This is a genomic window from Deltaproteobacteria bacterium, assembly GCA_016178705.1.
Classification (GTDB): Bacteria; Desulfobacterota; Binatia; order HRBIN30; family JACQVA1; genus JACOST01.
The window spans coordinates 1-24918 of the sequence record JACOST010000015.1 but is presented as its reverse complement, the minus strand read 5'-3'; the positions used below and the strand labels follow the sequence as shown (position 1 = coordinate 24918).

Below are 24918 nucleotides of genomic sequence, written 5' to 3'. Positions count from 1 at the left end.
CAGGCGCCTACATTCGCGGCTAGGGCGTGCCGACCGTGCAGGTGCAGCCTTGCACGGCGCCGAAGACATTGGCGCAACCCTCGACCGTGCAACCGAAGTCGGTCACCGCCAGCGCTGCGGCGCCCTGACAACTATCGAAGTCGATGGTAAACAGTCGGCCCGGAGGAATTGCGGCGGAGCGCGACAACACCACCCGCAGCGCGTAGTCGCTGTCGTTGACCGCTGAGATCGCGTTCGACGGCTTGTTCTTTACGCGGCTGCCGACTGAACTCGCGCTGCCGCTGCCGGGCAGACTTACGGTGCCACTGCGGTAGCCGACCAACACCGTGATGCCCGACACGTCCTGCCCTGTCGGCGCCGTGAACCTCACCGCAAAAGTGCGCAGCGGCGTGGTCGCGGTACACGCATGCACGACGCAGTCGGACGCGCAGGTGGTGCAGGTCTCGCCGCTCTCGATGAAGCCGTTGCCGCAGACCGTGGATGCGGTCGACGTCGCTACAGACGTCGGCGTGCTGGTCGGCGTCGGCGTCGCCGTCGGGGTTTCGGTGTCCTCCGGCGTCTGCGTCGGCGTACCGGTTTCAGTCTGCGTACTCGTGGCCGATGGCGTGCCGGTCGGCAGCGGCGTGTTGGTGATCGTCGCGGTTGCCGTAGCGGTCGGTGATGACGACAGCGTCGGCGTGACCGACGGCGTTGCGCTATTCGTTGCGGTCGCCGATGCGGTCGGCGTCGATGTGACCGACGGGGTTGGAGACGCCGTAGTGGTTTCCGTCACGGTCGCGGTGAACATCGCCGTGCTCGTTTGCGTGACGGTGGACGTAGCCGTGCGCGTACTTGTCACCGTCCCCGACGGTGTTTCCGACGGCGTCGCGGTCGCTGTCGTTGTCTGCGTATCTGTCGGGGTCATCGTGGCAGTACCGGTCGCCGTGGCCGTCAGCGATGCGGTCGGCGTCAATGTGACCGTCGGTGTTGGAGAGGCGGTAACCGATTCGGTGGCCGTAAAGGTCGCAGTCGGCGTTGAGGAGTGACTCGGGGACGAGCTTGGCGTGGAACTGGCGATCGGCGTCGCCGTACTCGGTAACGTTGCGGTGAAGGTGTCGGTCGCACTAGCGCTGGCCGTAGGGATCGCGGTGGCGCTGAATGTTCCGGTGGGCGAACTCGTCGCGGTCGGCGACGCCGTTGGCTCGGGCGTGTTCGTGATCGTCGGCGTCAGGGTGAACGTTCGCGTTCGCGACGGTGGGTAGGTTGGCGAGCTGGTCCGGATGGCTCGCGTCGAAGTCGCCTTCGGCGTGTAACGCACCGAGCGCGGCGGCGGCGGGAACGAGCTGGTGCTGCTCTTGTCGCCGCCGCACCCTGCAATCAACGATGCGACGATGAGACTCATCGCACTCAGAACGGTGGTGGTACGCGTCATTCGATCAGCCTCGCGCAATCGGCTTTGCGATGCTCAACGAACCGCGACCGTACACGTCACACCGGCTACCGCATCGAGATCGGTATTGGCGGCATCCTCGGCCACACAGCGGAAATCAGCCGCCGTCGGAACGCGCGCGCTCTGACAGGCGTCGAACTGCACCGAGAACAGCAGCCCGGGCAGGATCGGTGACGTGTCGGGGGACAACATCACCAGGCGCAGGGCATAGTCGAGATCGTTCGGCGTGGCGAAGGTATTGTCGGGAAGGTTCGACAGTCGATCCTGCACGGCGGCGTCGCTGGCCATCCCCGGAATGCGCACGAGGTCGTCGGGATAGCGGAGGAACACGGTGATGCCCGCGATATCCACGCCGACTGGCGGCGTGAAGCTGACGTCGAGATCTAGCGTGGTACCTGCCGAGGCGCAGGTGTGAATCACGCAGGTCGCCGGACAATTGTCGCCGTCGACCGTATTGCCATCGTCACACGTCTCACCTCGGTCGAATTGGACGATGTGGTCGCCGCAGCGCGGTCCCATCGGCGTCGGCGTCACCGTCGGTGACGGCGTTGGCGTCGTCCCACTCGGACAGGTGTTGAGCGCGGCGTTAACGGCGACGACCAACTCATCCACGGTCACACTGTTGCTGTGGTCGCTGTCGAAGGACGGGCAGTGGTCGACCGTGACCGTACCCAGCGCGATGCTCACGCCAACAACCAACTCATCGACCGTAACCGCGCCACTGCCGTCGCAATCCCCGGTGCATTGCGCACGCACCGCAGCGGCGCAGGTGATCGTGAGTAGTAGGATCGACGGGCCACTCCACCAACGTGACAGTATGCGTGTCATGGGTTCATCCTCCTGATCAGTACGAATACGAAAGCCCGAAGGTGAATTTCACGCCCGTGGTGTAACTGCTGGCGACGAAGCTGCCTTGGCTCTGCACGACCTGCTCGTCGAGCATGTTCTCGGCGCTCAGCTTTGCGGTGAGCGGTGTCCCAAACGGATTGATCTTGGTGATCAACACCAGATCGAGGACGTTGGTCGGCTGTTGGGTGATATCCGGGAGTCGATTGGCGCCGGCGGCCACGATGTTCGCGCCGACGGTGTTGTACAACAGACGGGCGGTGCCCCACGTCGGATGGTCGTACTCGAGCGCCGAGTTGACCACGTAGTCGGCTTGGCCTTGCAGCGAGCGGCTGCTGGACGTTTGCACCTCCGTGCCCTGCTGCGGGCCAACGTTAACGCTGGAGCTGATGTAGGCGACGTTGGTCGACAGGTTTACGTTTGCCAAGTAGGGCGATACGAATCCAAGATTCTTCCGCCCTTCGAACTCGAAACCGACCAAGTCGGCGTTGTCGGCGTTGCGGAACGAATCCGCTTCACCGCCGGGCAGGCCGATCACCGTTTGCTCGATCGGATTGGTGAACTGCTTGTAAAACACGCTGAACGAGACGATCTCGGCCGGCGCAAAGAACCATTCCCAGCGCCAGTCGTTGCTGGTGATGTTCGCGGTCTGCAAGTTGGGGTTGCCGATCACCGGACGCGCGCCGTTGGGCACCGGAAAGATCGTCGGTGTCAGTTCGCGGAACTCGGGCCGCGACACCGACTGGCTGTAGCCGTAGCGGAAGTTCATGTCGTCGCGCGGGCTGTAAATCAGATTGATGCCCGGGAGCGGCGATGTGTCGTTGATCTTTGGCGAGACCGGGTTGCCGATGAAGTCCGCGGTGTTGAGGGAAATGTATGAGTACTCCACCCGCACGCCGGCGACGAGTCGCAGGCGGTCCGGAACCAGCGGCAGATCGAACATGCCATACCCGCCGATGATCTCCTGACTCGCCTCGAAGGAGTCTTGCTTACGCGTCCCTTCTTTGAAGCTGTAGTTCTCCGGGATGTTCGCGGGCTGGAGCTGGACTTCCGGCGACGCGCTGGTATCGACGCCCACCGTCGACACGCGATTGTAGAGAAAACGGCGGAGACTGAAGTTGCGATGACGATAGGCGTAGGCGGGGCCAAACTTGAACTTGGCCGGTAGACCCGACCAGACGTCCGTGTACGGCAACCCGGTTTTGAACGGCACGGTGAAGTCGAGCGCGGAATCGGTGAGGTACTCGTCGAGATTGCCGTACAGCCGCACCAACGACTCCGGCCCTTCCCCGGCGGCAACCAACTGCGGCGCCGTCAGTCCGTTCAATGACGTCGGCAAGTTGTAGGTCACGAAACGCGTGTCGGGTTGGTCCTGAGTCGTCTGCGACAGCGCCGAGCGCCAATCGACGTCCACCACCGACCACCGGTGCGTGCCGGCGAGTTGCCCGTAGCCCAGTTGCTCTTCGATCTCTTGTAGCTGCCACTGGTGCAGTGGCTGATCGGGGTTGTTGCGATCACTCCCCTGGCCGTCGTCGACTTCATCCTTCGTGCTGCGATCCACCAGCCCCTTGAGCGTCAGCTTGTCAGTGGGCGTCAGCTTGTAGCCCGTAGACAGAACGGCGCCGATTCGAGTCGTGAAGGTGTCCCGATCGAAGGTAAAGTTTTCGAGCGGCAGAATCGTGATCGGCTCGCCGGGCAAACCTTTGGTGGTGAAGTTCTGCTGGAACTCGCCCGGGTGTCGGTTGTATTCGGTCGAGTAGACCGCACCGAGCGCCGCCCCCATCGGACCGAAGGTATTGCCGACCGAACCCGTGAGGCGATAGTTCGGCGGCGCGGTCATCGGTTCGACACTCCACACGTTTTCGAATGCGCTCGCATACGCGCGCTGCTGCGCCGGTGGCGGTGTGCCGATGCTTTGACTCGGGATCGCGCCGGGCAACGCGCGATTGCCGGCCCCGAACCCGAGGTAGTCGAGCGAGCTGCCGTGATAGGTGTTGAACTCTTGGAACACGGCATTGGTGTTGCCGCCGGTGGAGACCCCGAGATTGGCGGTCAGTTGCTCGGGAAAATCCTTCAAGCGGATGTCGACGAGGCCGCCGGAGAAATCGCCGGGCAGATTGGGTGTGTACGTCTTGACGACCGATAGCGACTCGATGAACTCGCTCGGAAATAAGTCGAGCGGCACGACACGCTTGTTCGGATCGGTGCTCGGCAAGCGGCTGCCGTTGAGCAGCGCGCTGCTGTAACGCTCGCCCAAACCGCGCACCACAATGAACTTGTCGTTCTGGACCGTTACCGCGGGGACCCGCTTGACCACTTCGCCGGCGTTCGAGTCGGGCGACTTCGTGATCGTCTGCGCTCCGATGTTGTCACTGACCACCGCCGCGTTCTTGCGCTCGACGAGCTGCGTAACCTCGGACGCCTTGTCGGCTTGGGCGACGACTTCGACAACCTCGACGCCAGCCTGGCCCTCGGGCGCTAGCGCCGCGTCGGCGTGGGTCACGTCGTTTCCCCTCACCACCACGCGCTGCAGCCGCGTGCCTTGATACAGCGGTGCGAAGACCCGCAGTTCGTATGTCCCCGCCGGAAGCTTGAGCGTGTACTTGCCATCGATGTCCGTGCGCACGCGCTTGCCCGTGTTAGTTACTTCTATGCCCGCCTCGATGATTGGATCGCCGGTCGACTTGTCGATCACCTTGCCGGCAATGGTGCCCTGGTCCGGTGCACCGGATTGCGCCGACACCTGAGCGCGCAGTGCGACCCAGACCATCAGGAGCACGCACACGATCTCGGCCGATCTTCGCAACATGATCCTCATCTAAACAGTGCCGCCCCTCGAGATGGGTCGTGACCGCGCCAGCATCTCGGCGCGGCGTGCGTGCCGACCACAACACGCGTCAGGAAATACCCGGCGTGAGTTACGGCGCGGTTACGCGCGGGTGAACCTTCTGAGATGTCGCCGCGATGTCGGTGCGATCACAACCGCACGAGCGAACCGTGCGCGTCACGCAAACATCGCGGCGCCGACACTTGCACGTAACGTGTCGCTGGTAAGGTGCGCACGTTTACACGAACTCAGGACGGCGCAGAGAAGGGAGCCACTGCGATCGCAGCGCGAGCGCGCTGTGCGGACAAAGCAGAGATGATGAGGCGAGCGGAGGTGGACGGAGAGAATTCGGAGGGACGATCAACCAAGAGATCGCCCGCCGCGCATCAGAGGTTGGACGCCAGCGATGCGCGACGGGCCCCCAAACGCTGCGTTACGTTCCAAGCGTGACGCACAACACAACGGAAGGAGACGCGGAATGTATCACGACAATTCAAGACGTCGAAGGTGGACGTATGGCGCAGTGGCGGCGGCCATACTGCTGATGGGACTGAGCGCGCGCCCTGCGCACGCGCTGCCGGCCAACGCCCTCACCTGCAAGAAGACCATGGCGAAATCATCGGCAACCTTTGAGCGCGCCAAGCTGAAGGCGCTGCAGAAATGTGAAGACAAGAAACGCAAGGGCAAGATGGCGGCCGATACCGACTGCCAGACCGAGGCGGTCACGACCGCGCCCGCGATCACCAAAGCATTGACAAAATTGCAGGCCGATATCTCGAAGGACTGTTGCGGCAGCGATAAGGCCTGCGGCAGCGGGAGCGGCGATGGCGCCGATCTGGCACTGGCGGCGATCGGCTGGGCCGGCACCGGCGCAGCGGGAAATCCCGTGCTCGCCAAGCGGTGTTCGGCCGGCGATCGGCCGGGGGAAGATTGCGCACGCGAGACCGAGTGTCCCGGCCAGTGTCAGGGTGGCGAAAAGAGTACTCAGTCCTGCACGTTCAACTCCAGCTGCCAGAACCATGCGTGTGTTCACGCCAACTGCGTCGGCGGAGCGAACAACGGTCTGGCCTGCGATACCGACCCAACGAAAGTCACATGCGAAACGGGCGGCGGAGCCTGCCCGTGGAAAACGACCTGCGACGGTGGATCATCCGGTAACTTAGGGATCTGTGTCGGCGGAGCCACCCCCGGGAAGAACTGCTCCGCGAAATCGGATTGCGGCGCCGGCATCTGCGACAACGGTTGCAACACCGGCAAGCTCGAAGATTGCGTCGCCGGCCTTTGTCAGGAAGCGCTGTGCGCCGCCGACAAGGATTGCGGCATCTGCGCTCTCGGCGCCTTCATCAACCACTCCTGTACCCAAGCGACCGCCGCTGCGGACTGCGGCAAATTGTGCACGGGCGGCACGAATGACGGCACCCCGTGCAAGGTGGCCGCAACCGACTGCACCGGCGGCGGCTCCTGCGCAGCCCCGGCGGACGCGTGCCTCGGCGGCGGAGTGGGAAGCTGCTCCGGCGGATTCTGCACTGCGGCCGCGGGCGAGACACACCTGCGCGCAGGTGCGGGCATCTGTTCGCCCGCCGATCGCTGCCCGAACTTCGAGAACAACAAGCTCCCGGCCGTGCAGACCTGTGACGGCGGTAGCAACAATGGCAAGGCGTGCGCTATCGTAGCGGATTGCCCGTCCGGAACGTGCAAGATCGGCTGCAGCTTCGCACTCACCTCCCCTGCCGACGTGGCCAACTGCCTCGCCTGTAACGGCGAAGCGTCGGTCGATCAGGTCAACACTCTCGCCTATCTCGATCTGAAACCGTTCGCGAAGTCGTGCGACAAAGGAACCGACTTCGGCAAGTCCTGCACGACCGATACGGATTGCACCGCACCAGGCAAGTGCAAGTTGATCGAGAAGGCGATTGATTCCTGCAAGCAAGCAACCGCCAAGGCCGTCGACCTCTTCTTCGACAAGAAACGCGACGTGCTGCAGAAGTGCGAAGACGCCGTACTCAAGGCCGGCAGCGGCACCTGTCCGGATGTCGCCGCGAGCGACAAGATCACCACGGCGCAAAACAAGCTGTTGAAGGACATCAGAACGGCTTGCGCAGGGAAGGACAAGGCGTTCGGTGGCACCGCGGCGGTCGATCTCGACCTCGCCCCGGATTCGATTGGCAATCTGCTGACCTGTCCGAACCTGACTGTGCCCGGCGCGGCCACGTCGTGCGCCGGCACTGACGGTCGCGGCGAAATCAAGACCCTGCAAGATCTCGCCAATTGCCTCGAGTGCATCACCGAGTTCAAAGTCGACTGCCTCAACCGTATGGCGACGCCATCCGAAGGCGCGCTGTTCTCTCAGTGCAACCCGCTGTGCGGCAACGGCAAGATCGATGGCACGTGCAGCAACGACGCAGCCAAGCTCTGCGCCAGCAGTTTGGATTGCACCAGCCCCGGCGTCTGCAATCCGATCGAAACGTGTGACGACGGCAACGCAGTCAGTGGCGACGCGTGCCCGGCGAACTGCGTGGTCGGCGCGTGCACACCGGTGGCGCCGCAACGCTTCATACTCGTGAGTTTCGACGCACCCGCAGGCACCGAGTTGGCGGGCCTCTCGGTGTACGTTGAGTACCCCGACGGCGTCGTCAGCATTCCGGGGTCGGGCAACGAGCAATCGGTCCAAGATCGGCTGACCGTGCCGTTCGATGCCTTCTCGACCGTCAACGACTTGAACTACGCGCTACGCGCGGCGCTCATCGCCAACAACGGCGCGATGTTCCCCGGCGTCGCCTTCGGCGTCCAGGTCGACAGTTGTCAAGGCGCCAGCGCGCCAACCAACGACCAGTTCCACTGCTGGGTGGAGTCGGCGGCGGACAACAACAACAACGCGGTGTCGGGCGTCACCTGCTCGGTGACGATCTTCTAGGGAGGCACCCATGATCAGGATGAAGGAGAAGATAACGATGGCTCACACGTGGAAGTCCATACCAGCTTGGCTCGCTGGGCTAGCAACCGCGGTAGCGCTCACGAGCGCGCCGTCGGTGGCCGGCGCCGCTTGCGGCGACGTGAACAAGAACGGCAGCGTCGACGTAGCCGACGCACTGTCGCTCGCTGGCGTGATCGCCGCCGCCGGCGACTGTGGCGTCAACAAACCGGATTGCGATGTGTTGAAGGACAACACCATCGACATCCAAGACCTCACCAATCTGGTGGCGAAGCTCGCCGGCCTCAAGACACTCTTCGATAGCTGCACGGGTCCGGGCCCGGTGGTGTCGTGTACCGACGGGGCGGATCCGGACACCGGCAAGCCGCTGCACAAAATTGCGGCGGGCTCCATCCTCGCAAACCAGACCTGGCCGGACACCTGCACCATTCAGATCGAGGGTATCGTCTTCGTCGATACCCCGGTCGGGCAATCAACCACGGTCGTCACGGTCAAGCCCGGCACCGTCGTCAAAGGCAAGGGCAGCGGCACGGTCAATCCCGCCGTGCTGATCTTCCTGCCCGGCTCGAAGATCGACGCCCAGGGCACGCCACAGAAGCCAATCATCTTCACCAGCGGTCAGCCCGTCGGATCGCGCAGCGTCGGCGATTGGGGTGGCGTGTTGCTCAACGGCAAGTCCACTGTCAACCGTCCGAACTGCGTCAACACCGCAGAGGGCATCCCGGCCGCATACGGTGGCTGCGACGCCAGCGACAGCAGCGGCGTGATGACCTACACCCGGGTGGAGTTCTCGGGCATCGAGTTCACGCCCAACAACGAGCTCAACATCCTCACGTTGAACGGCGTTGGCAATCAGACCCTGATGCACCACATCCAGGCCAATCAGGGCGGCGATGATTGCATCGAGTGGTTCGGCGGCACGGTCAACCTGAAGTACTTTGTGTCATCGGGTTGTGCCGACGACGGCTTCGATTATCAGCTCGGCACCACCGGCAGCAGACAGTACGGCCTGCAAGTGCAATACGGACCCGTCCTGCAAACCGGTAAGCAGAGCCGCGGCATCGAGGCCGACAACAGCGAGTTCGGTTTCGACGATCTGCCGCGTTCGAATCCGAAGTTCTGCAACCTGACGATGATCGGCGCCAAGGACAACGACCCGAACATCGGCAGCGAGGCCGGGTTGTTCTTTCGTCGCGGCACCGCTGGCACCGTGGCCAACGCGATCGTCGCCAACTATGGCCTGTCATGCATCCGGAGCGCGGACAATACCACCACCAACTTCGCCTGCACCGCCGGGCCGGCACTCAAGACCAGCGATCCATTTTTGCTGGTCGAGAACACGCTCTGCTACAACAACGGCGACGGGACGACCACGCAGAACTCGATGATGCAGGCCACTGCCGGCGCTTGCACAGCGACGCAAGTGTACGGCCTGTGGAATACGACCAAGAGCGTCTTCCCGGCCGCGGGGGGCGGCACGATCGTCCCGAACATTCCGACTACGTTCGCGACGGTCACCGCCGGCTACCCGGCGACGCTTCCGAATCTGATACCGTCGGCGACCACCGGGTTCCCGCCGGCCACTGATTGCCACGCGATCAGCGACTACTTCGATACCACCAACTACATCGGGGCGTTTGATCCCGCGGGTGGTCCCGGAGCGAACTGGCTGGACACCGGCTTTGGCAGCAACAGTTTCGATCGGTGGATCAGCTTCGACGTGAACTAACCAGCGTGCCGCCGTTCCCCCGCAACACTGCCTACACGGCGGCCTAACCCCCGGCCGGAGATGACACTGCGCCGTCGTCTCCGGTCGGGATTCTCTTGCGGACTAAGGAGACCGATCCCATGCATCGCACGCATTCATCGTTCAGCACCGTAGTGGCAGTAACGATCGTTGTCGCGGCGCGCCTCGCCTCGGCGGGCTCCGCCGCCGTGCGCATCGATCTGAGCAGCACCAACTCCGCCGCGCCGCCACCGCCAACCGGCTTTCACCTCGACGGCGGCGCCAGCTCGATCGACGCACTGTTGGATGAATTCCTGATTGCCCTGCAAACCAAGGACGAGCACGCCCTCACTCGCTTGCGCGTGACCGAGGAAGAGTATCGCACGATCATCATTCCCGGCACCGTCAAACCCGGCGAACCCCTGCGCGAAGTGGCCGACGCCCCAAGCGTGTTCTTCTGGCGCGTGTTGAACCAGAAGAGCGAAGACGTTGCCCGAGTCCTCTTCGAAGGATTCGGTGGCCGCGCATTGGCGCGCCGAGAACTACGCTTCACCAAGGGCAGCCGCCAGTTCGCCGCGTACACTGCGCACGGAGATGTGCGACTGCTCGTACTCAATGAGTTCGGTGAGCAACGCGAGTTGCGAACGGGCACGATCGCCGAAGTCGGCAGCCAGTACAAGTTCATCGGATTCAACAGCAACAACTGACCGTCAGGCGCAGCGCAGTTTATCAACGTTCATCATGGCGTCACTTCGCCGTAACCTTGTGGTGGTAGGTCTTCATACGCACGCAGTCGGAAACGAGAGAAGTCAGCTTCGGCTCGGCCGCGGCTGGAGAGATGCCACGCGATGAGTCAGACCTTCGTCAGCTTCGGTCACTATGGCGACACCGAGCGAGTGCCCCGCCAGTGGTTCGCGGCACTGTTTACGTCATCGGGCGTCTACGCCGGGATCGTCCTCGCGGCAGTCGCACTGGGATTTGGCACCAAGGAACTGGTGAGCGAGAAACCCGTCGACGTCACGTTCGTCGAGAAGATCGTCAAGGAAGAACCCCCACCCCCCCCACCACCGGTTGCGGAGGCGAAGCCCCAGCCCCCGCCCGCCGCCGCACCGGTGGTGCGCCCCGATCAGAAGATTCGCCAACTCGACAAGCCGCCCCCGCCGAAAGAGCTGGTCGCCCCGAAGGAGATGCCGCAAGCCGCGCCGCTGGAAGCGGACCCGAGTCAGGACAAAGGTATCGCGGTGTTCGGCGAGCCCGGCGACGGCGATCCGGCCGGACTCGAAGGTGGTTCGAAGGACGGAGTCGCCGGCGGCCAAGTGGGCGCGATCACGTTGCCCGAGGACGCGGTGCCGCCGCTGCCGGCGAAGAGCAATGCGGTGCCTGCGTACCCGCAGGAAGCGCGCGCCAATGGCCAGACCGGGACGGTGATTTTGAAGGTCGTGATTCTGGCCAACGGTCGCGTCGCCGACGTGCAGGTGATGCGCGGCGACGAGCCATTCGTCAGCGCCGCAGTGCAAGCGGTGAAGACCTGGAAGTACGAACCGGCTCGCTACAAAGGGCTCCCGATCACGGTGTACCGAATCATTCAGATTCCGTTCAAATTGAATGCCTGACGAATACAGGCAGAGGAGAATGCACGATGCAATTCAATTTCATCGAAATCTTCCAGCACATGGGCGTGCCCGCGATGGTGGTTGCGGCGGTTCTGGTCACCATGGGCCTGGCTTCGCTGACCGTGTTCGCCGAGCGCGTCATCACGCTGCGCCGCTCGCGCGCAACTTCGCGCACGTTCGCGACCGCCGTGGGATCGCAGATGGATCGCGGCGAGTTCGACGAGGTGTTGATCGAAGCCGAGAAGCACCAGCAAGGTCACTTACCGCGTGTGGTACGCTCGGCGCTCACCACCTATCGCCACGCCGAGCAGACCGCCGATGTGACGGGACTGACTCCGGTCGAGCGCACCGTGCGTCACATGGAGCGCTACATGCAAGAGATCGGAACCGATTTGCGGCGTGGACTGGCCGTGCTCGCAACGGTGGGGTCAGTAGCTCCGTTCGTCGGCCTCCTCGGAACCGTGCTGGGGATCATCACGGCGTTCCAAGGCATCGCGTCGACGGGCTCCGGCGGGCTGTCCGGCGTATCGGCGGGAATCTCCGAAGCGTTGATCGAAACGGCGCTCGGCCTCGCCGTCGCGATCCCGGCGGTGCTGGCGTTCAACTATCTCTCGGGCCAAATCGCGCACGATGAGTTGATGCTCAACCACGCGTCGGGGCAGTTGCTCGACACCTTGGAGGACTGGGCGGAGCGCAAGGTCGCGACCGCAAGCCGTGGGGCGCGAACCGCGGCAACGCCGGCGCGTCCCGATCGCGTCGAACATCGCTCCGGACTTGCCGCCGTCGCAAGCGCGGAAGGTGTCGCGTGAGAGTTCCTCCACTCAGCGCCGGGGTCCAGCCTGAGATCAACGTCACGCCGCTCGTCGACGTCGTTCTCGTGCTGCTGATCATCTTCATGGTAGTCGTGCCCCGACTCGATCAGGACGTGCAGGTCGAGTTGCCGGGAATTTTCAATCCCGATCCTGAAATCAAACTCGCCGATCCGCTCAAAGTCACCGTGGCGAAAGCTGGCGAATACATCATCGGCAGCGAGCACTACGATCTCGACCGCGCGATCGAGTATCTCAGCGCCGAACACGCCGTCGACCCCTATCGGCGACTCGTGCTGCGCGCCGATGCCAGCCTCACCTATGGCGACGTACGGGCGATCCTCGCGCGCACACAGCAGGTTGGTTTTCCCGGCATGTCGTTCTTGGTCGGCGAGCGCCACAAGTCGGGCGCGCCGCTCGCCGCGCCAGCACCCGCAGCAGCGCAGGCGCCTGTGGCGTCGGAGGGCTAGACCATGGCAATGACCGTCGGCACCGGCGCCGGCAAAGGACCCGTGCCGGTCATGAACGTGACTCCGCTGGTCGATGTCGTGCTCGTTCTGCTCATCATCTTCATGGTGATGACACCGCTACTGACGAAGAAGTTCTGGGTCCACACGCCTAAGCAGGAGAAGGAAGAAATCAAGAAGGAAGACCTCGCGAAGGATCCCGAACCGCCGTTGGTCCTGCGCGTGGCGGCTGATCGAACGATCACGGTGAACGGCACGACCGTTCCATTCGAGGAGCTAGCCGATCGCTTGAAGCGGATGTTCGCCGCGCGCGAGGATCATATTCTGTTCTTCGATGCGGCCGACGATGCACCTTATGGACTCGCAGTGGAAGCCATGGACCGCGCCCGCGAAGGCGGCGCGGTGACGATCGCGACCTTGACGTCGGCGCTCACCGCGAGCGACGCGTCGACACCACCGTAAGCGCAAACAGGACGCACGCGCTGTCGTTCAGCGCCTCATCCGTGCAAGAACGTTTCCCACGACCGCGTGCTCCATCTCGTCCCCGTTGTCGGATTCGCCGGCGGAGTGGGAAGGGCGGGCGCTTCTAACGGAACGGAGGGGATTGGCGGTATCGGCGGAACTTCGGGACGGGGCAGCAGAGGACCGCCTTTCGCCCCCGCCATGAAGGCAACCGCCAACCCGTCCGTGTCCCAAAACAACCGATTGTCGAATTGTCCAAAGTAGGCACCGGAAGAGTCATGCACCGCGCCGTCGGTCACAAACGCGCAGGCGCCGCCGTACTTGTCGTAGACGACATCGGCCTCTAGCCACCCCACCACGTAGCCCTGCGAGTCAAAGATGGCGTCCATCGTTCGGAGAGCCTCACACTCAGGCGGGCGCCGCAGCGCGTGAGGGCGGCAACCCGATGCGCGGGCGCGACCGTGAGGAATCGATTCCGTGCGAGGACTCCAGCGCTGGCCGCGCGGGCGGCGGAAGCGCGAGCGTTTCCGTAATCGCGAGCTGCGCCAGCGCCGCGAGTTCACGCCGGGTGCGGTTGCGGGCCGCGATCGGACGGCCGAATGTAACCTCGACTGTCATCACCGGCTCTCGCAGTATGCGAAGGAGCGAGCGAGCAAAGCTCATGTCGCCAAGAAAGGCAGCCGCCTCGTTTCCGCTCCCACCCGCGGTTTGATAGCGAATCGTCACCGGATGGACCGCGCAGCGGGAGTCGACCGCTGCCTGCAGCAACGCGGGATAGAACGGTCGGACGCGCCGCCCATCGGTGGTCGTCCCTTCCGGAAAGATCACCACCGGATCCCCTTGTTGTAGCGCCGTGGCGATTTCGTTCTTGGTGCGCCAGGCGGCGCGACAACTGCCACGGGCAATGAAGAACGTTCCGCAGCGGGCAGCGAGCGCACCCACCAGCGGCCAGTCGCGGACTTCCGACTTGGCGACAAAGCGCGCACCGTTCACGGTGCTGAGCGCGTGCACGTCCAACCACGAGATGTGATTGGCCACGATCAGAATCGGCGCGTCGCGCCAGGGAACGTCGCCGCGAACCAGCACGCGCACGTTGAGCACGTCGAGCGTACGTGCCGCCCAATCAGCGACCAACCGCCGTCGTTCGCGCGGGCTGCGACGTGGAAACGTCCACGCTGCTTCGCCATGCATCCGGACGAAGTGTCCGGCGAACCGCACGAGCCGCGCCAGGCGAGCGAGTGGAGTCGACCGCGGTGCGACCGATTGGCCCGTCATCCCCACGCTCGCTGCGCACGCCGGTGCAGGCCACGCGCGTAGCGCGGCGCGATGTCCGCGACCGGCAACAACATCAAGACATCAGCGGTGCCGAAGCGCGGATCCCATGCCGGGTCGCCGCACACCGACGCCCCGAGGCGGAGATATCCCTTGAGCAGAGGAGGCAAGGAACCAGCATCCGCCGTGGCTGGGTTACTCAAAGGAAACGGACGATACGGAAAGACACGCAATTCGGTGGGGCTCAGTCGCGTCTTCTTCAGTCGATTGCAGATGCTCACCGCTTGGCGACCATACTCGGCGACGCTGATGCTGCCGCAGCCGATCACGTACTCGTGACCGGTCGACCGCACGTAATCGAACAAGGCGGCCCACAACTGCGAGACCACCAACCCGCCGCGATGCGCCGGATGGACGCACGCGCGACCCACCTCCATCACGCGCGGCCCGAGACGTGTGAGCCGACGCAGGTCGAACTCATTGGCCGAGTAGAAACCGCCGGCTCGCTTGGCCTGCTCGTAGCGCAGGATGCGGTAGGTACCCACGACGTCCCCGGTAGGACCGTGGCGCACCAAGAGATGGTCGCAGTAGCGATCGAATGGATCGCGATCGAGGCCTGTCTCCGCACCAGGGATCTGCGCGCCGAGCTCGTTCGCGAAGACCTCGTAACGCAGGCGCTGGGCGGCCCGCACGTCAGCTTCGCAGCCAGCGATCTCGGTTACGTACGTTCCCTCCGGCGCTGTTGCTTCGCCATCGCTCGATCGCCAGTGCGGCGTTGCCACACTTGTCATGCGGCCCAAACCGTCATCCATTCATTCCTCGCTTTCGCCCGTTCTCCACCGCCGGCCACCAGAGCCGACACGGGCAGTTCCAATCCTTATGCTCGCCAACCCATATAGCGACTGACTGTGACAAGCGGATGACTGTTGTGTGAAGCGAGGAAGAATCTGCTGCCTGCACCGGCGCGGAATTCACGAACTTGTAACCTGACGTTTACTGTCCTGTCGTCTGTCGGTACTAAAAGCGTTCGTGGAAGCTCGAATCACCGATTCGAGAGAGAGAGGGGACCGCAACCCGGACGCGAGTCCGGCGAAAAAAGGGAGGGCACGCTATGATGCCACGAGCAATCGTCGCATTGGTTCGCGCCGTGACTATCGGTGCAGTGATGGTCGATGCCGTGATGCTGCCAGCACGGATGAGTCAGGCCAAAGATCTCGGTGACATTTTGTTGAAAAAGGGATTGATCACCGAGGAGGAGCTGAAGCAGGCGCGCGAAGAGGACAAGCAGAAGTCGGCGGCCGAAGAATCACGCCGCGATGCGATCGTCGCGAAGCTGCCGAAGTGGCTCGACATGATCACGCCGTTCGGCGATATGCGCACGCGTTACGAAGGATTCTACGAAAACGAGCTGCATGCACGCAATCGCTTCCGCCTGCGCGCCCGCATCGGCCTCAGCGTCAACCCGAGCGATGAAGCCGGCGCCACCTTTCGGCTCGCTAGCGGTAACTCGAACGATCCGATTTCCACCAATCAAGACTTCACCAAGACGTTCACTCCCAACTCGATCAATCTCGATTGGGCGTACATGACCGTGAAGCCGGGCAAGACGGTCGGCATCGACCCGGGCCTGTTCTCGATCATCGCGGGTAAGTTCGGCGTCAGCAGCGCCGTCTATCGGGTCTCGGAGATCGTGTGGGACGACGATCTGTCACCCGAGGGCGCGGCGGAATCGCTGAACCTGGTCGATCAGCGCGAGGGCTTCCTACGCGGACTCAAGCTCAACACCATGCAGTGGGTGGTCGACGAGGTCGCTACCGCCGGTGATCCGTGGATGTTCGGCGGGCAAGTGGTCGCCGACACCGCGTTCAACGACACGACCAAATGGACGCTGTCACTCGCCGACTACAGCTACCAGGATCTCAACGAGGTGGCGACGAAATACTTGAGCGCCTTCACCGGCAAGGCTCCCTACACCACCAACTCCAACCAGAACACCTCGCTGGCGAACAGCAACTCGGTAACGTTGTCGCCCAAGGACATCAACGGCAACCAGAAGGTCACCGGCTTCTTGAGCGGATTCAACCTCATCAACTTTAACAGCGAACTGAACTTCGTCGATCCATTTCGCCTCGGCCTGCCGGCCGGCGTGTTCGGGGATGTGGTGTACAACACAGAAGCGGACAGCAAGAATACTGGCTTCACCATCGGTGCGGGTATCGGCAAAGCCGGCAAGGATTGGTACCACGACGGCTTGAAGAATCCCGGCGACTGGGGCGTCTCGTACGATTACGCGTGGATCGAGAAGGACGCGGTGCTGTCGCTCTTCAACTACAGCGACTTCGACTACATCCGAAACTACAACGCGGGCGCGACGCAAAAGGGCGGCAGCAACGTCGTGGCGCACATCCTGCGCGGCGACTACTTGCTGTTCCCGAATTTCCAACTGACCGCGAAAGTCCACTTCATCAACGCCCTCGATCGTGACGACGCCACGACCACGGTCGGGCAACCGCTGTCACGCTCGGGGAACTCGACGCTGGTCCGCACGCAGCTCGACGCGACCTTGAAGTTCTAACGGCCTGAGAAAGGGAGGAATACATGAGGACATGCATCTGGAGATCGGCACTCGTCACCATTTGTCTCGGCGCGCTCGCCGGCAGCGCGCACGCCCAACTGCAGCTCAATGGCGCCGGGGCGACGTTTCCGTACCCGATGTACTCGAAGTGGTTCAACCTCTACACGCAGGTCGATCCGTCCGTCCGCTTCAACTACCAGTCGATCGGCAGCGGCGGCGGAATCAAACAGATCACCGAGCAGACCGTCGACTTCGGCGCCACCGATGGACCGATGAGCGACGAGCAGTTGCGCGCTGCGCCCGGCCCGATCCTGCACTTCCCGACCGTGATGGGTGCCGCGGTGCTCACGTACAACGTCGAGGGACTAGGTTCGGGCCTGAAGCTGACGCCCAATGTGATCGCCGGGATTTTTCTCGGCAAGATCACCAAGTGGAACGATGCGGCCATCGCTGCCCCCAACCCCGGCGCCAACCTGCCGCCGCGGGACATCATCGTGGTCCATCGCTCCGACGGCAGCGGTACAAGCTACATCTTCACCGACTACCTGAGTAAGATCAGCTCTGAATGGAACAACAAGGTCGGCAAAGCGACCTCGGTGAATTGGCCTGTCGGCTTGGGCGGTAAAGGCAACGAAGGTGTCACGGGCTTGGTTAAGCAGACACCATTCTCCATCGGCTACGTCGAGTTGATCTATGCGACGTCGAACGAGCTGCCCTACGCTGACGTGCAAAACGCCGCGGGCGCTCTCGTCACACCCTCGCTCGAATCGGTGACCGCCGCGGCCGCGGCTCTGGCGCAAAACATGCCCGATGACTTCCGCGTCTCGATCACCAACGCGCCCGGTACCGACGCCTATCCGATCTCCAGCCTGACCTGGCTGCTGGTCTACGAGAAGCAGAAAGACACCGAGAAGGGCAAGAAGCTCGTCCAGTTTCTCACCTGGATGATACACGATGGGCAGCTGCACGCGCCGGCTCTCCACTACGCGCCGCTGCCCAAAGAAGTCGTCGCCAAGGAAGAACAAGCGATCCACCGTGTGACCGCAGCGGACGGCAAGCCGCTTCAGTGAGGAATCGTGCTCGTGGTTCGTGTCCGCGTCGAGCCACGAGCACGAGTCACGCCTCACGACTGTAACACTCCTGTAACAATCGGCTGCTATGGTCAGCCGCGTTCATGGCAAATCCCTCAGCAAACCCCTCGAATAGTCCCAGCGTGCAATTGGGTTGGCCACTGGCCTCGACCCTCACGCCGCAGTTACGGCGGCGTTTGAACGTCGGCGACTTGCTGTTTCGCGGTCTGACCGCGTTGTTTGCGCTGGTTCTGATCGCCATCGGCGGTGCGATCGTGGCCGTGCTGGTCTATCAGTCCAGCGAGTCCATCCAAACTTTCGGATGGGGGTTTCTCGTCACGTCGAAGTGGGATCCCGTCTTCAAGGAATTCGGCGCGCTGCCGTTCATCTATGGCACGATCGTCTCGTCGTTCTTGGCGCTCCTGCAAGCGGTTCCGCTGAGCATCGGCACCGCGCTGTTCCTCAGTGAAATGTCGCCCAACTGGCTGCGCGGCCCAGTATCGTTCCTGGTCGAATTGCTGGCGACGATCCCCAGCGTGGTCTACGGCCTGTGGGGGATCTTCGTGCTCGTCCCCTGGGTCCGAACCTACGTCGCGCCAGCGCTGTCGACGACACTCGGCTTCCTCCCGTTCTTTCAGGGTCCGAACTACGGAGTCGGCATGCTGACGGCGTCGATCATCCTGGCGGTGATGGTGATCCCGTACATCACCTCGGTGGCGCAGGAAGTCTTCAAGGCCGTCCCGTTGCCGCAGCGCGAAGCGGCCCTCGCGTTGGGCGCAACCAAGTGGGAGATGGTGCGCCTCGCCGTGCTGCCCTACGGGCGCACCGGCTTGATCGGCGCGATCATGCTTGGGCTCGGTCGCGCTCTGGGCGAAACCATGGCGGTCACCATGGTGATCGGCAACCGCGCGGACATTTCTCTCTCACTGTTCGCTCCGGGTAGTACCATGGCCAGCGTCATCGCCAATGAGTTCAGCGAGGCGACGTACGAGTTGTATGTCCAGGCGCTGATCGAAATCGGCCTCGTGCTGCTGATCGTGACTGTCGTCGTCAACATTTGCGCGCGCCTGTTGGTCTGGAGCGTTGCCGGCCCCAACGCGGGGACGCGGGGGGCGTAGGATGCGTTACCGGCGGCGTCGCCTGATCAACTTGGCCGCCCAAGCTCTCGCCGTGGTCTGCACCATCGCCGTGCTGACTCCGCTGCTACTGATCTTCGGCTACCTGCTGACGAAGGGTGTCACATCGCTCAACTTTGACTTCTTCACGCAGCTTCCCAAGCCGGTCGGAGAAACTGGCGGTGGGATGGCCAACGCCATCGTCGGAACCATGGTGCTCATCGGCCTGGCTAGCGCGCTCGGTCTCCCGGTCGGCGTCCTCACTGGCGTCTACCTCGCGGAGTTCGGCTATGGCCGCTTCGGCTGGGCGGTTCGGTTTTGCGCCGATGTTCTCAACGGCGTGCCGTCGATCGTGATCGGGATTTTCGCGTACACGTTGATCGTTCTGCCGACCAAGACGTTCTCGGCATACGCTGGCGGGTTCGCCTTGGCGGTGATCATGTTGCCGATCGTCGCCCGCACCACCGAAGAGATGTTGCGCCTAGTGCCGACCTCGTTGCGCGAAGCCTCGCTCGCACTGGGCATCCCATCATGGCGCACGACTGTGTCGGTGGTGCTGCGCACCGCGCGCGGTGGCATCGTCACCGGCATCATGCTGGCCGTCGCTCGCATCGCCGGAGAGACCGCCCCACTCCTGTTTACCGCCTTCGGCAATCAGTTCTGGCACCACGGACTGAGCGGACCGATCTCGTCGCTGCCGGTGCAGATCTTCACCTACGCGATCTCGCCATTCGACGACTGGCACCGGCAAGCCTGGGCCGGCGCACTGATACTGCTGAGTCTCATTCTCCTCACCAGCTTGTCTGTGCGCTTCCTCACCCGCGGGCGCTTCGGGGCGGTGCGTTAGTGTCGTGTCTCACAAATATCAGTAACATGCGGTCTTCTCTGAGGTGTAGGGGCGATGCATGCATCGCCCTCCGTCTTCTCCGCAGTGGACCGCGTCAATTCACGGGCGACGCATGCGTCGCCCCTACAGGGAACGGAATATCTGGTGGTAAACAGGATGGCGGGCCGCTGACTCGGGGCTCTGTCGCAGACATGGGTGAGACACAAGACTAACCGTCATGGCCAACAAACTCGAAGTCGCCAACCTCAACGCGTGGTTTGGCAGTCACCAAGCGTTGGATGACGTCAGCCTGAGTATTCCCGACAGCGCGGTAACCGCGATCATCGGCCCGTCCGGGTGCGGCAAGTCGACCTTCATTCGTTGCCTCAACCGGATGCACGAGGTCGTGCCGGGCACACGCGTCAGCGGCAGCGTGCGGCTCGACGCGGAGGACATCTACGCAAGCGGGGTCGATCCGGTGCAGGTGCGTGCCAAGATCGGCATGGTGTTCCAGCGCCCTAATCCGTTTCCGACGATGTCGATCTTCGACAACGTCACCGCCGGTCTCCGTCTCAACGGTGGCGGCCGCTCCCGGCGTGAGCTCGCCGCAATCGTCGAGCATAGCTTGCGACAGGCCGCGCTGTGGGACGAGGTGAAGGATTCGCTCGACGCCTCCGGCATCAGCATCTCCGGCGGGCAACAGCAACGCTTGTGCATCGCGCGCGCGCTGGCGGTGGAGCCCGAGGTCATCTTGATGGACGAGCCGTGCTCTGCGCTCGATCCGATCGCCACCACCAAGATCGAATCGCTGATTCACGAACTGCGAGAGCGCTACACCATCGTCATCGTGACTCACAGCATGCAGCAAGCGGCGCGCGTATCTAATTTCACGGCTTTCTTGTATTTGGGCTCTCTGGTGGAATTCGGCCCAACCGAGAAGCTCTTCACCACGCCGGAGAAAAAGGAGACCGAGGACTACATCACCGGTCGCTTCGGCTGAGAAGGAGACCCCAGTGGAGGCACGCCAACATAGCGATCCACAATACGAGGCGGAGCTCAACGAGCTCCACCTCAAGATCCTCGGCATGGGCGGACTGGTCGAGAAACAGATCGCCAACGCCATCGCCGCGCTCGTCAATCGCGATGACGAACAGGCGCGCGTGACGATCGCAGCCGATCACACCGTCAACCGTTTGGATGTCGAGATCGACGACCTCTGCATCCGCCTCCTGGCGTTGCATCAGCCGGCCGCCCGCGATCTGCGCCTGATCACCACCGGACTCAAGATCACCACTGATCTCGAACGGATCGGCGACATGGCGGTGAACATCTGCGAACGGGCCCTCGAACTGAATCAGGAAGCGCAGCTCAAGCCGCTCATCGACATCCCACGCATGGCGGAGATCGCCGGCACCATGCTGCGCGAGAGTCTCGACGCGTTCGTGCGCGAAGACGTCGACCTCGCCCTCAAGGTCTGCCGCGAGGACGATGTGATCGACTTGCTGACCGAACAGCTCTTCCGCGAGCTGAGTTCGTTCATGATCGAATCGCCGCAGACGATCACGCGCGCCATCCGCTTGCTCTTCATCGCCAAGTATCTCGAACGCATCGCCGATCACGCCACCAACATCGCCGAGATGGTGGTGTTCATGGTCAAGGGCAAGAGCATCCGCCATCTCGATCAGGTGCCGCCATCCGTATGACCTCGGCGAGTGGCATTCCCGCTCTCAGCGGAGACAAGAAGGTGCTGCTTGTCGTCGAAGACGAGCCGGACATTGCCGAGCTGATCCGCTTCAACCTCGAGCAGGAAGGCTTTGCGGTTTCGCTCGCGGACGACGGCGAGAAAGGTCTCGACGCCATCCGCAAGCTACGGCCCGCGCTCGTCATCCTCGACCTCATGTTGCCCGGCATCGCCGGTCTGGAAGTGTGCCGGCGGCTGCGCAACGATGAAGCCACGGTGCGGTTGCCAATCGTCATGTTGACGGCGCGTGCCGCCGAATCCGACCGTATCGTCGGGCTCGAGATGGGCGCCGACGACTACGTCACCAAGCCGTTCAGTCCGCGCGAGTTGGTGGCGCGTGTCCGCGCCGTGTTGCGGCGCTCCTACGGCGCCGACATGCAGCGCCCGCACGAAGTGTACGACCGCGGCCGGCTGCGCATCGATTTCGACACCTACGAGGTCGTGCTCGACGGCAAGAAGATCGACCTCTCCCTGCGTGAGTTCGAGCTGCTCCGCTTCTTTGTGCGCTCGCCCAATCGCGTGTTCGATCGGCTGCAGATTCTCGATCTGGTCTGGGGCCAAGACACCTACGTGGAGCCGCGCACGGTCGACGTCCATGTCCGTCGCCTGCGTGCGCGCATCGAGCGCGACGACGCGAACCCTGAGCTCATCGTCACTGTGCGCGGCGTCGGCTACAAGTTTGATGAACGTCCGCTCACACCGTAGCCTACTGGCGCGGCTCCTGGCGCCGTATCTCATCGCCTTGCTGGCGGTCGCCGCGAGCTTGTACGCGTACGGCGATCGCGTGATCGAGCGGCTATATCTCGACACGCTCGCCGCTGGAGTCGCGCGCGAGGCAGAACTCGCGGGCGAGTTGCTGCCGTGGAATTTGCGCGGCGAAGCGATGGACCGACAGTGTGCGGCGGTCGCCGTGAAGGCCAAGGCGCGGGTGACCATCATCGCACCTGACGGGACAGTCTTGGGCGACTCCGAAGCGCCGTCGGCGACGTTGGAGAATCACCACGACCGCCCCGAAGTTCGTGCCGCCCTCGCCGACGGCGATGGCCAAGCGGTGCGCGTGAGCGCGAGCGTCAAGCAGCCGCTCTTCTACCGCGCCTGGCGGCAGACTCTGGGAGACGCGCCGGATAGTCAACAGCGGATCGTTCGTCTGAGTGTGCCGATTGCCACTATCGACGATGCGCGCCATCGCATTCGCGCCGCCATCTGGAGCAGCGTTGCGGTTGCCGCGTTGGCGGCCCTGGCGCTGACACTCACGGCATCACGGCGGCTCTCTGCCCGCGTCGGACGGCTCACTGAGTTTTCGACCGCCGTGGCCGCTGGGGAGACCGCGCCGCCGTTGCGCCCCGAGGCCGACGACATCATCGGTCAGTTGGAAGCCAATTTGCTCGCCATGGCCAACAGCCTGCGCGCCCAGTTGCACGGAGCGCGCACCGAGCAAGCCAAGTTAGCGGCGGTGCTCAGTGGGATGGTTGAAGGTGTGCTGGTCATCGATCGCGGCGGCGTCATCCAACTCGCCAATCAGCGCGCGGAGGAAGTCTTTGGCAACTCGACGTTGCTCGGTCAGCATCTCATCAACGTTTCACGCGACCCGGATCTTCAAGAGCTTGCCCGCGCGATCATGGCTGGTCCAGCGGACCAACACCTGACCCGTGAGATCGCATTGAACGGGGCGCGGCAGGAATACCTGCAGGTCACGGCCACGTCGATCGTCACGGCGGACGGTCTACCCAACTTGTTCATTCTCGTGTTTCACGACGTCACGGAGATGAAGAAATTGGAATCGGCGCGGCGTGACTTCGTCGCCAACGTCTCGCACGAGCTGCGCACGCCGCTGACCGCGATTCGCGGCTACGCGGAGACGCTGCAAGCGGGCGCGATCGACAACCCCGACCTCGCCCGTAAGTTCGTCGGCGTGATTGAGCGCCACTCCGAGCGGCTGAGTCGACTCACTGACGACCTGCTCACGCTCTCCGATCTCGAGCTGGGCCGCACCGAGTTGCAGCGCCTGGCGATGCCGCTGGCACCAACCGTTACCGCCGCGATCGATGCGGTGGCGAAGAAAGCCGCCGATGGCAAGGTGGAACTGCGCAGCGACGTCGCCGCCGATCTGCCGTTGGTTTCCGCCGACCCGGATCGCATCGAGCAAGTGCTGGTCAATCTCATCGACAACGCGGTCAAGTACACCCTCGCCGGAGACAGTGTCACCGTCAGTGCGTACCCCGTTGCCGATTCGCAAACGGTGGAGGTCTGCGTGCGCGATGCCGGCGTCGGCATTCCGTCACAGGACTTGCCACGCCTCACCGAGCGCTTCTATCGCGTCGACAAAGCCCGCTCGCGCGAGCTCGGCGGCACCGGCCTCGGTCTGGCCATCGTCAAGCACATCGTCCAAGCCCACGGCGGCACGTTGCGGATTGAGAGCGAGCTGGGCGTCGGCACGTCGGTGTTCATCGCTCTGCCGGTCGCCGAGGACGGTGACGGTTCGAGTTGTGCCTGACAAGGCGGGCGCGCGCGACCTCCGCCACCCGGAGTGCTACCGTCCACGGCGCGCAACAGCGCGCAATTGCTTCGGCGTCAGAAACCACTCCAATGTACCAGCGGCGTGCGGCGGTAGCGTGGCCACCGCAATTGCGATCACCGCGCCCTTCTTGAATTCCAGCGAGAGGATCGCCGCCGATCCGGTCAGTAGATGTGACGCGAACTGGCCAAGACTCGGTTCATGGCCGACGAGCATGACCGCGCGTGCGTGCCGGTAGGCACCCAAGCCGCGCAACACGTCTTTGGGTTCATGCCCTGGCGCGAGTGGCACCATCGTTTCGAGTTGCAGATGTGGCGCCAGCGTCTCGACCAAGATGAGCGCGGTCTGTTCTGCGCGCCGCAACGGGCTGGTGAGCACGGCATCGGGGATCACGCCGAGTCGCTTCAGCCCGGCGGCAGCGCGGCGCATGCGCTGGCTGCCGGCTTCGGTGAGGCAGCGATCCGCGTCGTGCCGAGTGGCGGATTCGGTCTCCGCGATGCCATGACGCACGAGGTAGAGGTATCTATTCATACGCCCGTCCGATCCCGTGGCAGTGCGGCGGCATCGGCGCTCGGCATTGCAGGCGGCGCTGGGTTCGCGCGTGATAGCGCCTTGAGTCGACGAAGCAACGCCCGCAGATCCTCCAGCGTGCGCTTGCGCGCGAAGCGGCACCACGCGCGGCGGAATTCCGTG

At 63.4% G+C, this 24918-nt stretch carries 24 protein-coding genes; 17 read left to right on the top strand and 7 right to left on the bottom strand.

The window, feature by feature from the left end; all coding sequences use genetic code 11:
* Window positions 1-19 precede the first annotated feature (19 nt).
* Window positions 20-340, bottom strand: a complete 321-nt coding sequence (locus tag HYR72_11870; protein ID MBI1815670.1) for a hypothetical protein — start codon at window positions 338-340, stop codon at window positions 20-22.
* Between HYR72_11870 and HYR72_11865 the strand changes: the two genes are divergently transcribed.
* Together HYR72_11865 and HYR72_11860 are read left to right on the top strand one after the other, a co-directional pair.
* Window positions 330-1025 (top strand): hypothetical protein, encoded by a 696-nt coding sequence (locus tag HYR72_11865; GenBank protein ID MBI1815669.1) that lies wholly within the window; start codon window positions 330-332, stop codon window positions 1023-1025. The genes HYR72_11870 and HYR72_11865 overlap by 11 nt on opposite strands.
* A gap of 18 nt (window positions 1026-1043) precedes the next feature.
* A complete protein-coding gene (locus tag HYR72_11860; protein MBI1815668.1) occupies window positions 1044-1241 on the top strand; it encodes a hypothetical protein in 198 nt (65 codons plus the stop codon).
* Window positions 1242-1444: 203 nt separating this feature from the next.
* On the opposite strand, the gene HYR72_11855 is transcribed toward HYR72_11860, so the two are convergent.
* Together HYR72_11855 and HYR72_11850 are read right to left on the bottom strand one after the other, a co-directional pair.
* The gene (locus HYR72_11855; protein MBI1815667.1) at window positions 1445-2257 is read right to left on the bottom strand and encodes a hypothetical protein; all 813 of its coding nucleotides are present in this window, start codon (window positions 2255-2257) and stop codon (window positions 1445-1447) included.
* A 16-nt stretch (window positions 2258-2273) separates the two neighbouring features.
* On the bottom strand, window positions 2274-5084 hold the full coding sequence (locus HYR72_11850) for a carboxypeptidase regulatory-like domain-containing protein (protein MBI1815666.1): 2811 nt from the start codon (window positions 5082-5084) through the stop codon (window positions 2274-2276).
* A gap of 541 nt (window positions 5085-5625) precedes the next feature.
* On the opposite strand from HYR72_11850, the gene HYR72_11845 reads away from it, so the two are divergent.
* From HYR72_11845 to HYR72_11815, 7 genes are all read left to right on the top strand, one after another.
* Window positions 5626-8016 carry a hypothetical protein gene (locus HYR72_11845; GenBank protein ID MBI1815665.1) on the top strand — a complete coding sequence of 797 codons (2391 nt, stop codon included), beginning with the start codon at window positions 5626-5628 and terminating at the stop codon, window positions 8014-8016.
* Between the two features lie 37 nt (window positions 8017-8053).
* Window positions 8054-9763, top strand: a complete 1710-nt coding sequence (locus HYR72_11840) for a hypothetical protein (protein MBI1815664.1) — start codon at window positions 8054-8056, stop codon at window positions 9761-9763.
* 119 nt (window positions 9764-9882) lie between these two features.
* Window positions 9883-10467 (top strand): hypothetical protein, encoded by a 585-nt coding sequence (locus HYR72_11835; GenBank protein ID MBI1815663.1) that lies wholly within the window; start codon window positions 9883-9885, stop codon window positions 10465-10467.
* Window positions 10468-10608: 141 nt separating this feature from the next.
* Window positions 10609-11373, top strand: a complete 765-nt coding sequence (locus HYR72_11830; protein ID MBI1815662.1) for an energy transducer TonB — start codon at window positions 10609-10611, stop codon at window positions 11371-11373.
* Between the two features lie 26 nt (window positions 11374-11399).
* A complete protein-coding gene (locus tag HYR72_11825; GenBank protein ID MBI1815661.1) occupies window positions 11400-12182 on the top strand; it encodes a MotA/TolQ/ExbB proton channel family protein in 783 nt (260 codons plus the stop codon).
* A complete protein-coding gene (locus HYR72_11820) occupies window positions 12179-12652 on the top strand; it encodes a biopolymer transporter ExbD (GenBank protein MBI1815660.1) in 474 nt (157 codons plus the stop codon). Before HYR72_11825 ends, HYR72_11820 begins: the two co-directional genes overlap by 4 nt.
* A gap of 3 nt (window positions 12653-12655) precedes the next feature.
* Complete coding sequence (locus HYR72_11815; protein MBI1815659.1) at window positions 12656-13111, top strand: biopolymer transporter ExbD; 456 nt, start codon at window positions 12656-12658, stop codon at window positions 13109-13111.
* 35 nt (window positions 13112-13146) lie between these two features.
* Here the strand turns inward: HYR72_11815 and HYR72_11810 are convergent, their stop codons facing one another.
* Genes HYR72_11810 through HYR72_11800 form a run of 3 tightly spaced genes read right to left on the bottom strand, consistent with a single transcriptional unit; the run spans window position 13147 to window position 15174 of the window.
* Window positions 13147-13500: a hypothetical protein gene (locus HYR72_11810; GenBank protein MBI1815658.1), complete on the bottom strand. Its 354-nt coding sequence runs from the start codon at window positions 13498-13500 to the stop codon at window positions 13147-13149.
* Window positions 13501-13519: 19 nt separating this feature from the next.
* Complete coding sequence (locus tag HYR72_11805; GenBank protein ID MBI1815657.1) at window positions 13520-14386, bottom strand: 1-acyl-sn-glycerol-3-phosphate acyltransferase; 867 nt, start codon at window positions 14384-14386, stop codon at window positions 13520-13522.
* Window positions 14383-15174: a GNAT family N-acetyltransferase gene (locus HYR72_11800; protein ID MBI1815656.1), complete on the bottom strand. Its 792-nt coding sequence runs from the start codon at window positions 15172-15174 to the stop codon at window positions 14383-14385. Before HYR72_11800 ends, HYR72_11805 begins: the two co-directional genes overlap by 4 nt.
* A gap of 320 nt (window positions 15175-15494) precedes the next feature.
* Between HYR72_11800 and HYR72_11795 the strand changes: the two genes are divergently transcribed.
* The 8 genes from HYR72_11795 to HYR72_11760 all read left to right on the top strand — a co-directional run bounded on the left by HYR72_11795 (window position 15495) and on the right by HYR72_11760 (window position 24204).
* Window positions 15495-16958, top strand: coding sequence for a putative porin (locus HYR72_11795; GenBank protein ID MBI1815655.1), 1464 nt, complete (start codon window positions 15495-15497; stop codon window positions 16956-16958).
* Between the two features lie 23 nt (window positions 16959-16981).
* Entirely contained in the window at window positions 16982-18028 is a 1047-nt protein-coding gene (gene pstS / locus HYR72_11790; GenBank protein ID MBI1815654.1) for a phosphate ABC transporter substrate-binding protein PstS, read from the top strand.
* 104 nt (window positions 18029-18132) lie between these two features.
* The gene (pstC, locus tag HYR72_11785; protein ID MBI1815653.1) at window positions 18133-19146 is read left to right on the top strand and encodes a phosphate ABC transporter permease subunit PstC; all 1014 of its coding nucleotides are present in this window, start codon (window positions 18133-18135) and stop codon (window positions 19144-19146) included.
* A 1-nt stretch (window position 19147) separates the two neighbouring features.
* Window positions 19148-19990 carry a phosphate ABC transporter permease PstA gene (gene pstA / locus HYR72_11780; protein ID MBI1815652.1) on the top strand — a complete coding sequence of 281 codons (843 nt, stop codon included), beginning with the start codon at window positions 19148-19150 and terminating at the stop codon, window positions 19988-19990.
* Window positions 19991-20207: 217 nt separating this feature from the next.
* Entirely contained in the window at window positions 20208-20969 is a 762-nt protein-coding gene (locus tag HYR72_11775) for a phosphate ABC transporter ATP-binding protein (GenBank protein ID MBI1815651.1), read from the top strand.
* 13 nt (window positions 20970-20982) lie between these two features.
* A complete protein-coding gene (phoU, locus tag HYR72_11770; protein ID MBI1815650.1) occupies window positions 20983-21672 on the top strand; it encodes a phosphate signaling complex protein PhoU in 690 nt (229 codons plus the stop codon).
* Window positions 21669-22415, top strand: coding sequence for a response regulator transcription factor (locus HYR72_11765; protein ID MBI1815649.1), 747 nt, complete (start codon window positions 21669-21671; stop codon window positions 22413-22415). Before phoU ends, HYR72_11765 begins: the two co-directional genes overlap by 4 nt.
* The gene (locus HYR72_11760; GenBank protein MBI1815648.1) at window positions 22393-24204 is read left to right on the top strand and encodes a PAS domain S-box protein; all 1812 of its coding nucleotides are present in this window, start codon (window positions 22393-22395) and stop codon (window positions 24202-24204) included. Before HYR72_11765 ends, HYR72_11760 begins: the two co-directional genes overlap by 23 nt.
* A gap of 36 nt (window positions 24205-24240) precedes the next feature.
* On the opposite strand, the gene sixA is transcribed toward HYR72_11760, so the two are convergent.
* The gene (gene sixA, locus HYR72_11755) at window positions 24241-24756 is read right to left on the bottom strand and encodes a phosphohistidine phosphatase SixA (GenBank protein ID MBI1815647.1); all 516 of its coding nucleotides are present in this window, start codon (window positions 24754-24756) and stop codon (window positions 24241-24243) included.
* Window positions 24757-24918: the final 162 nt, after the last annotated feature.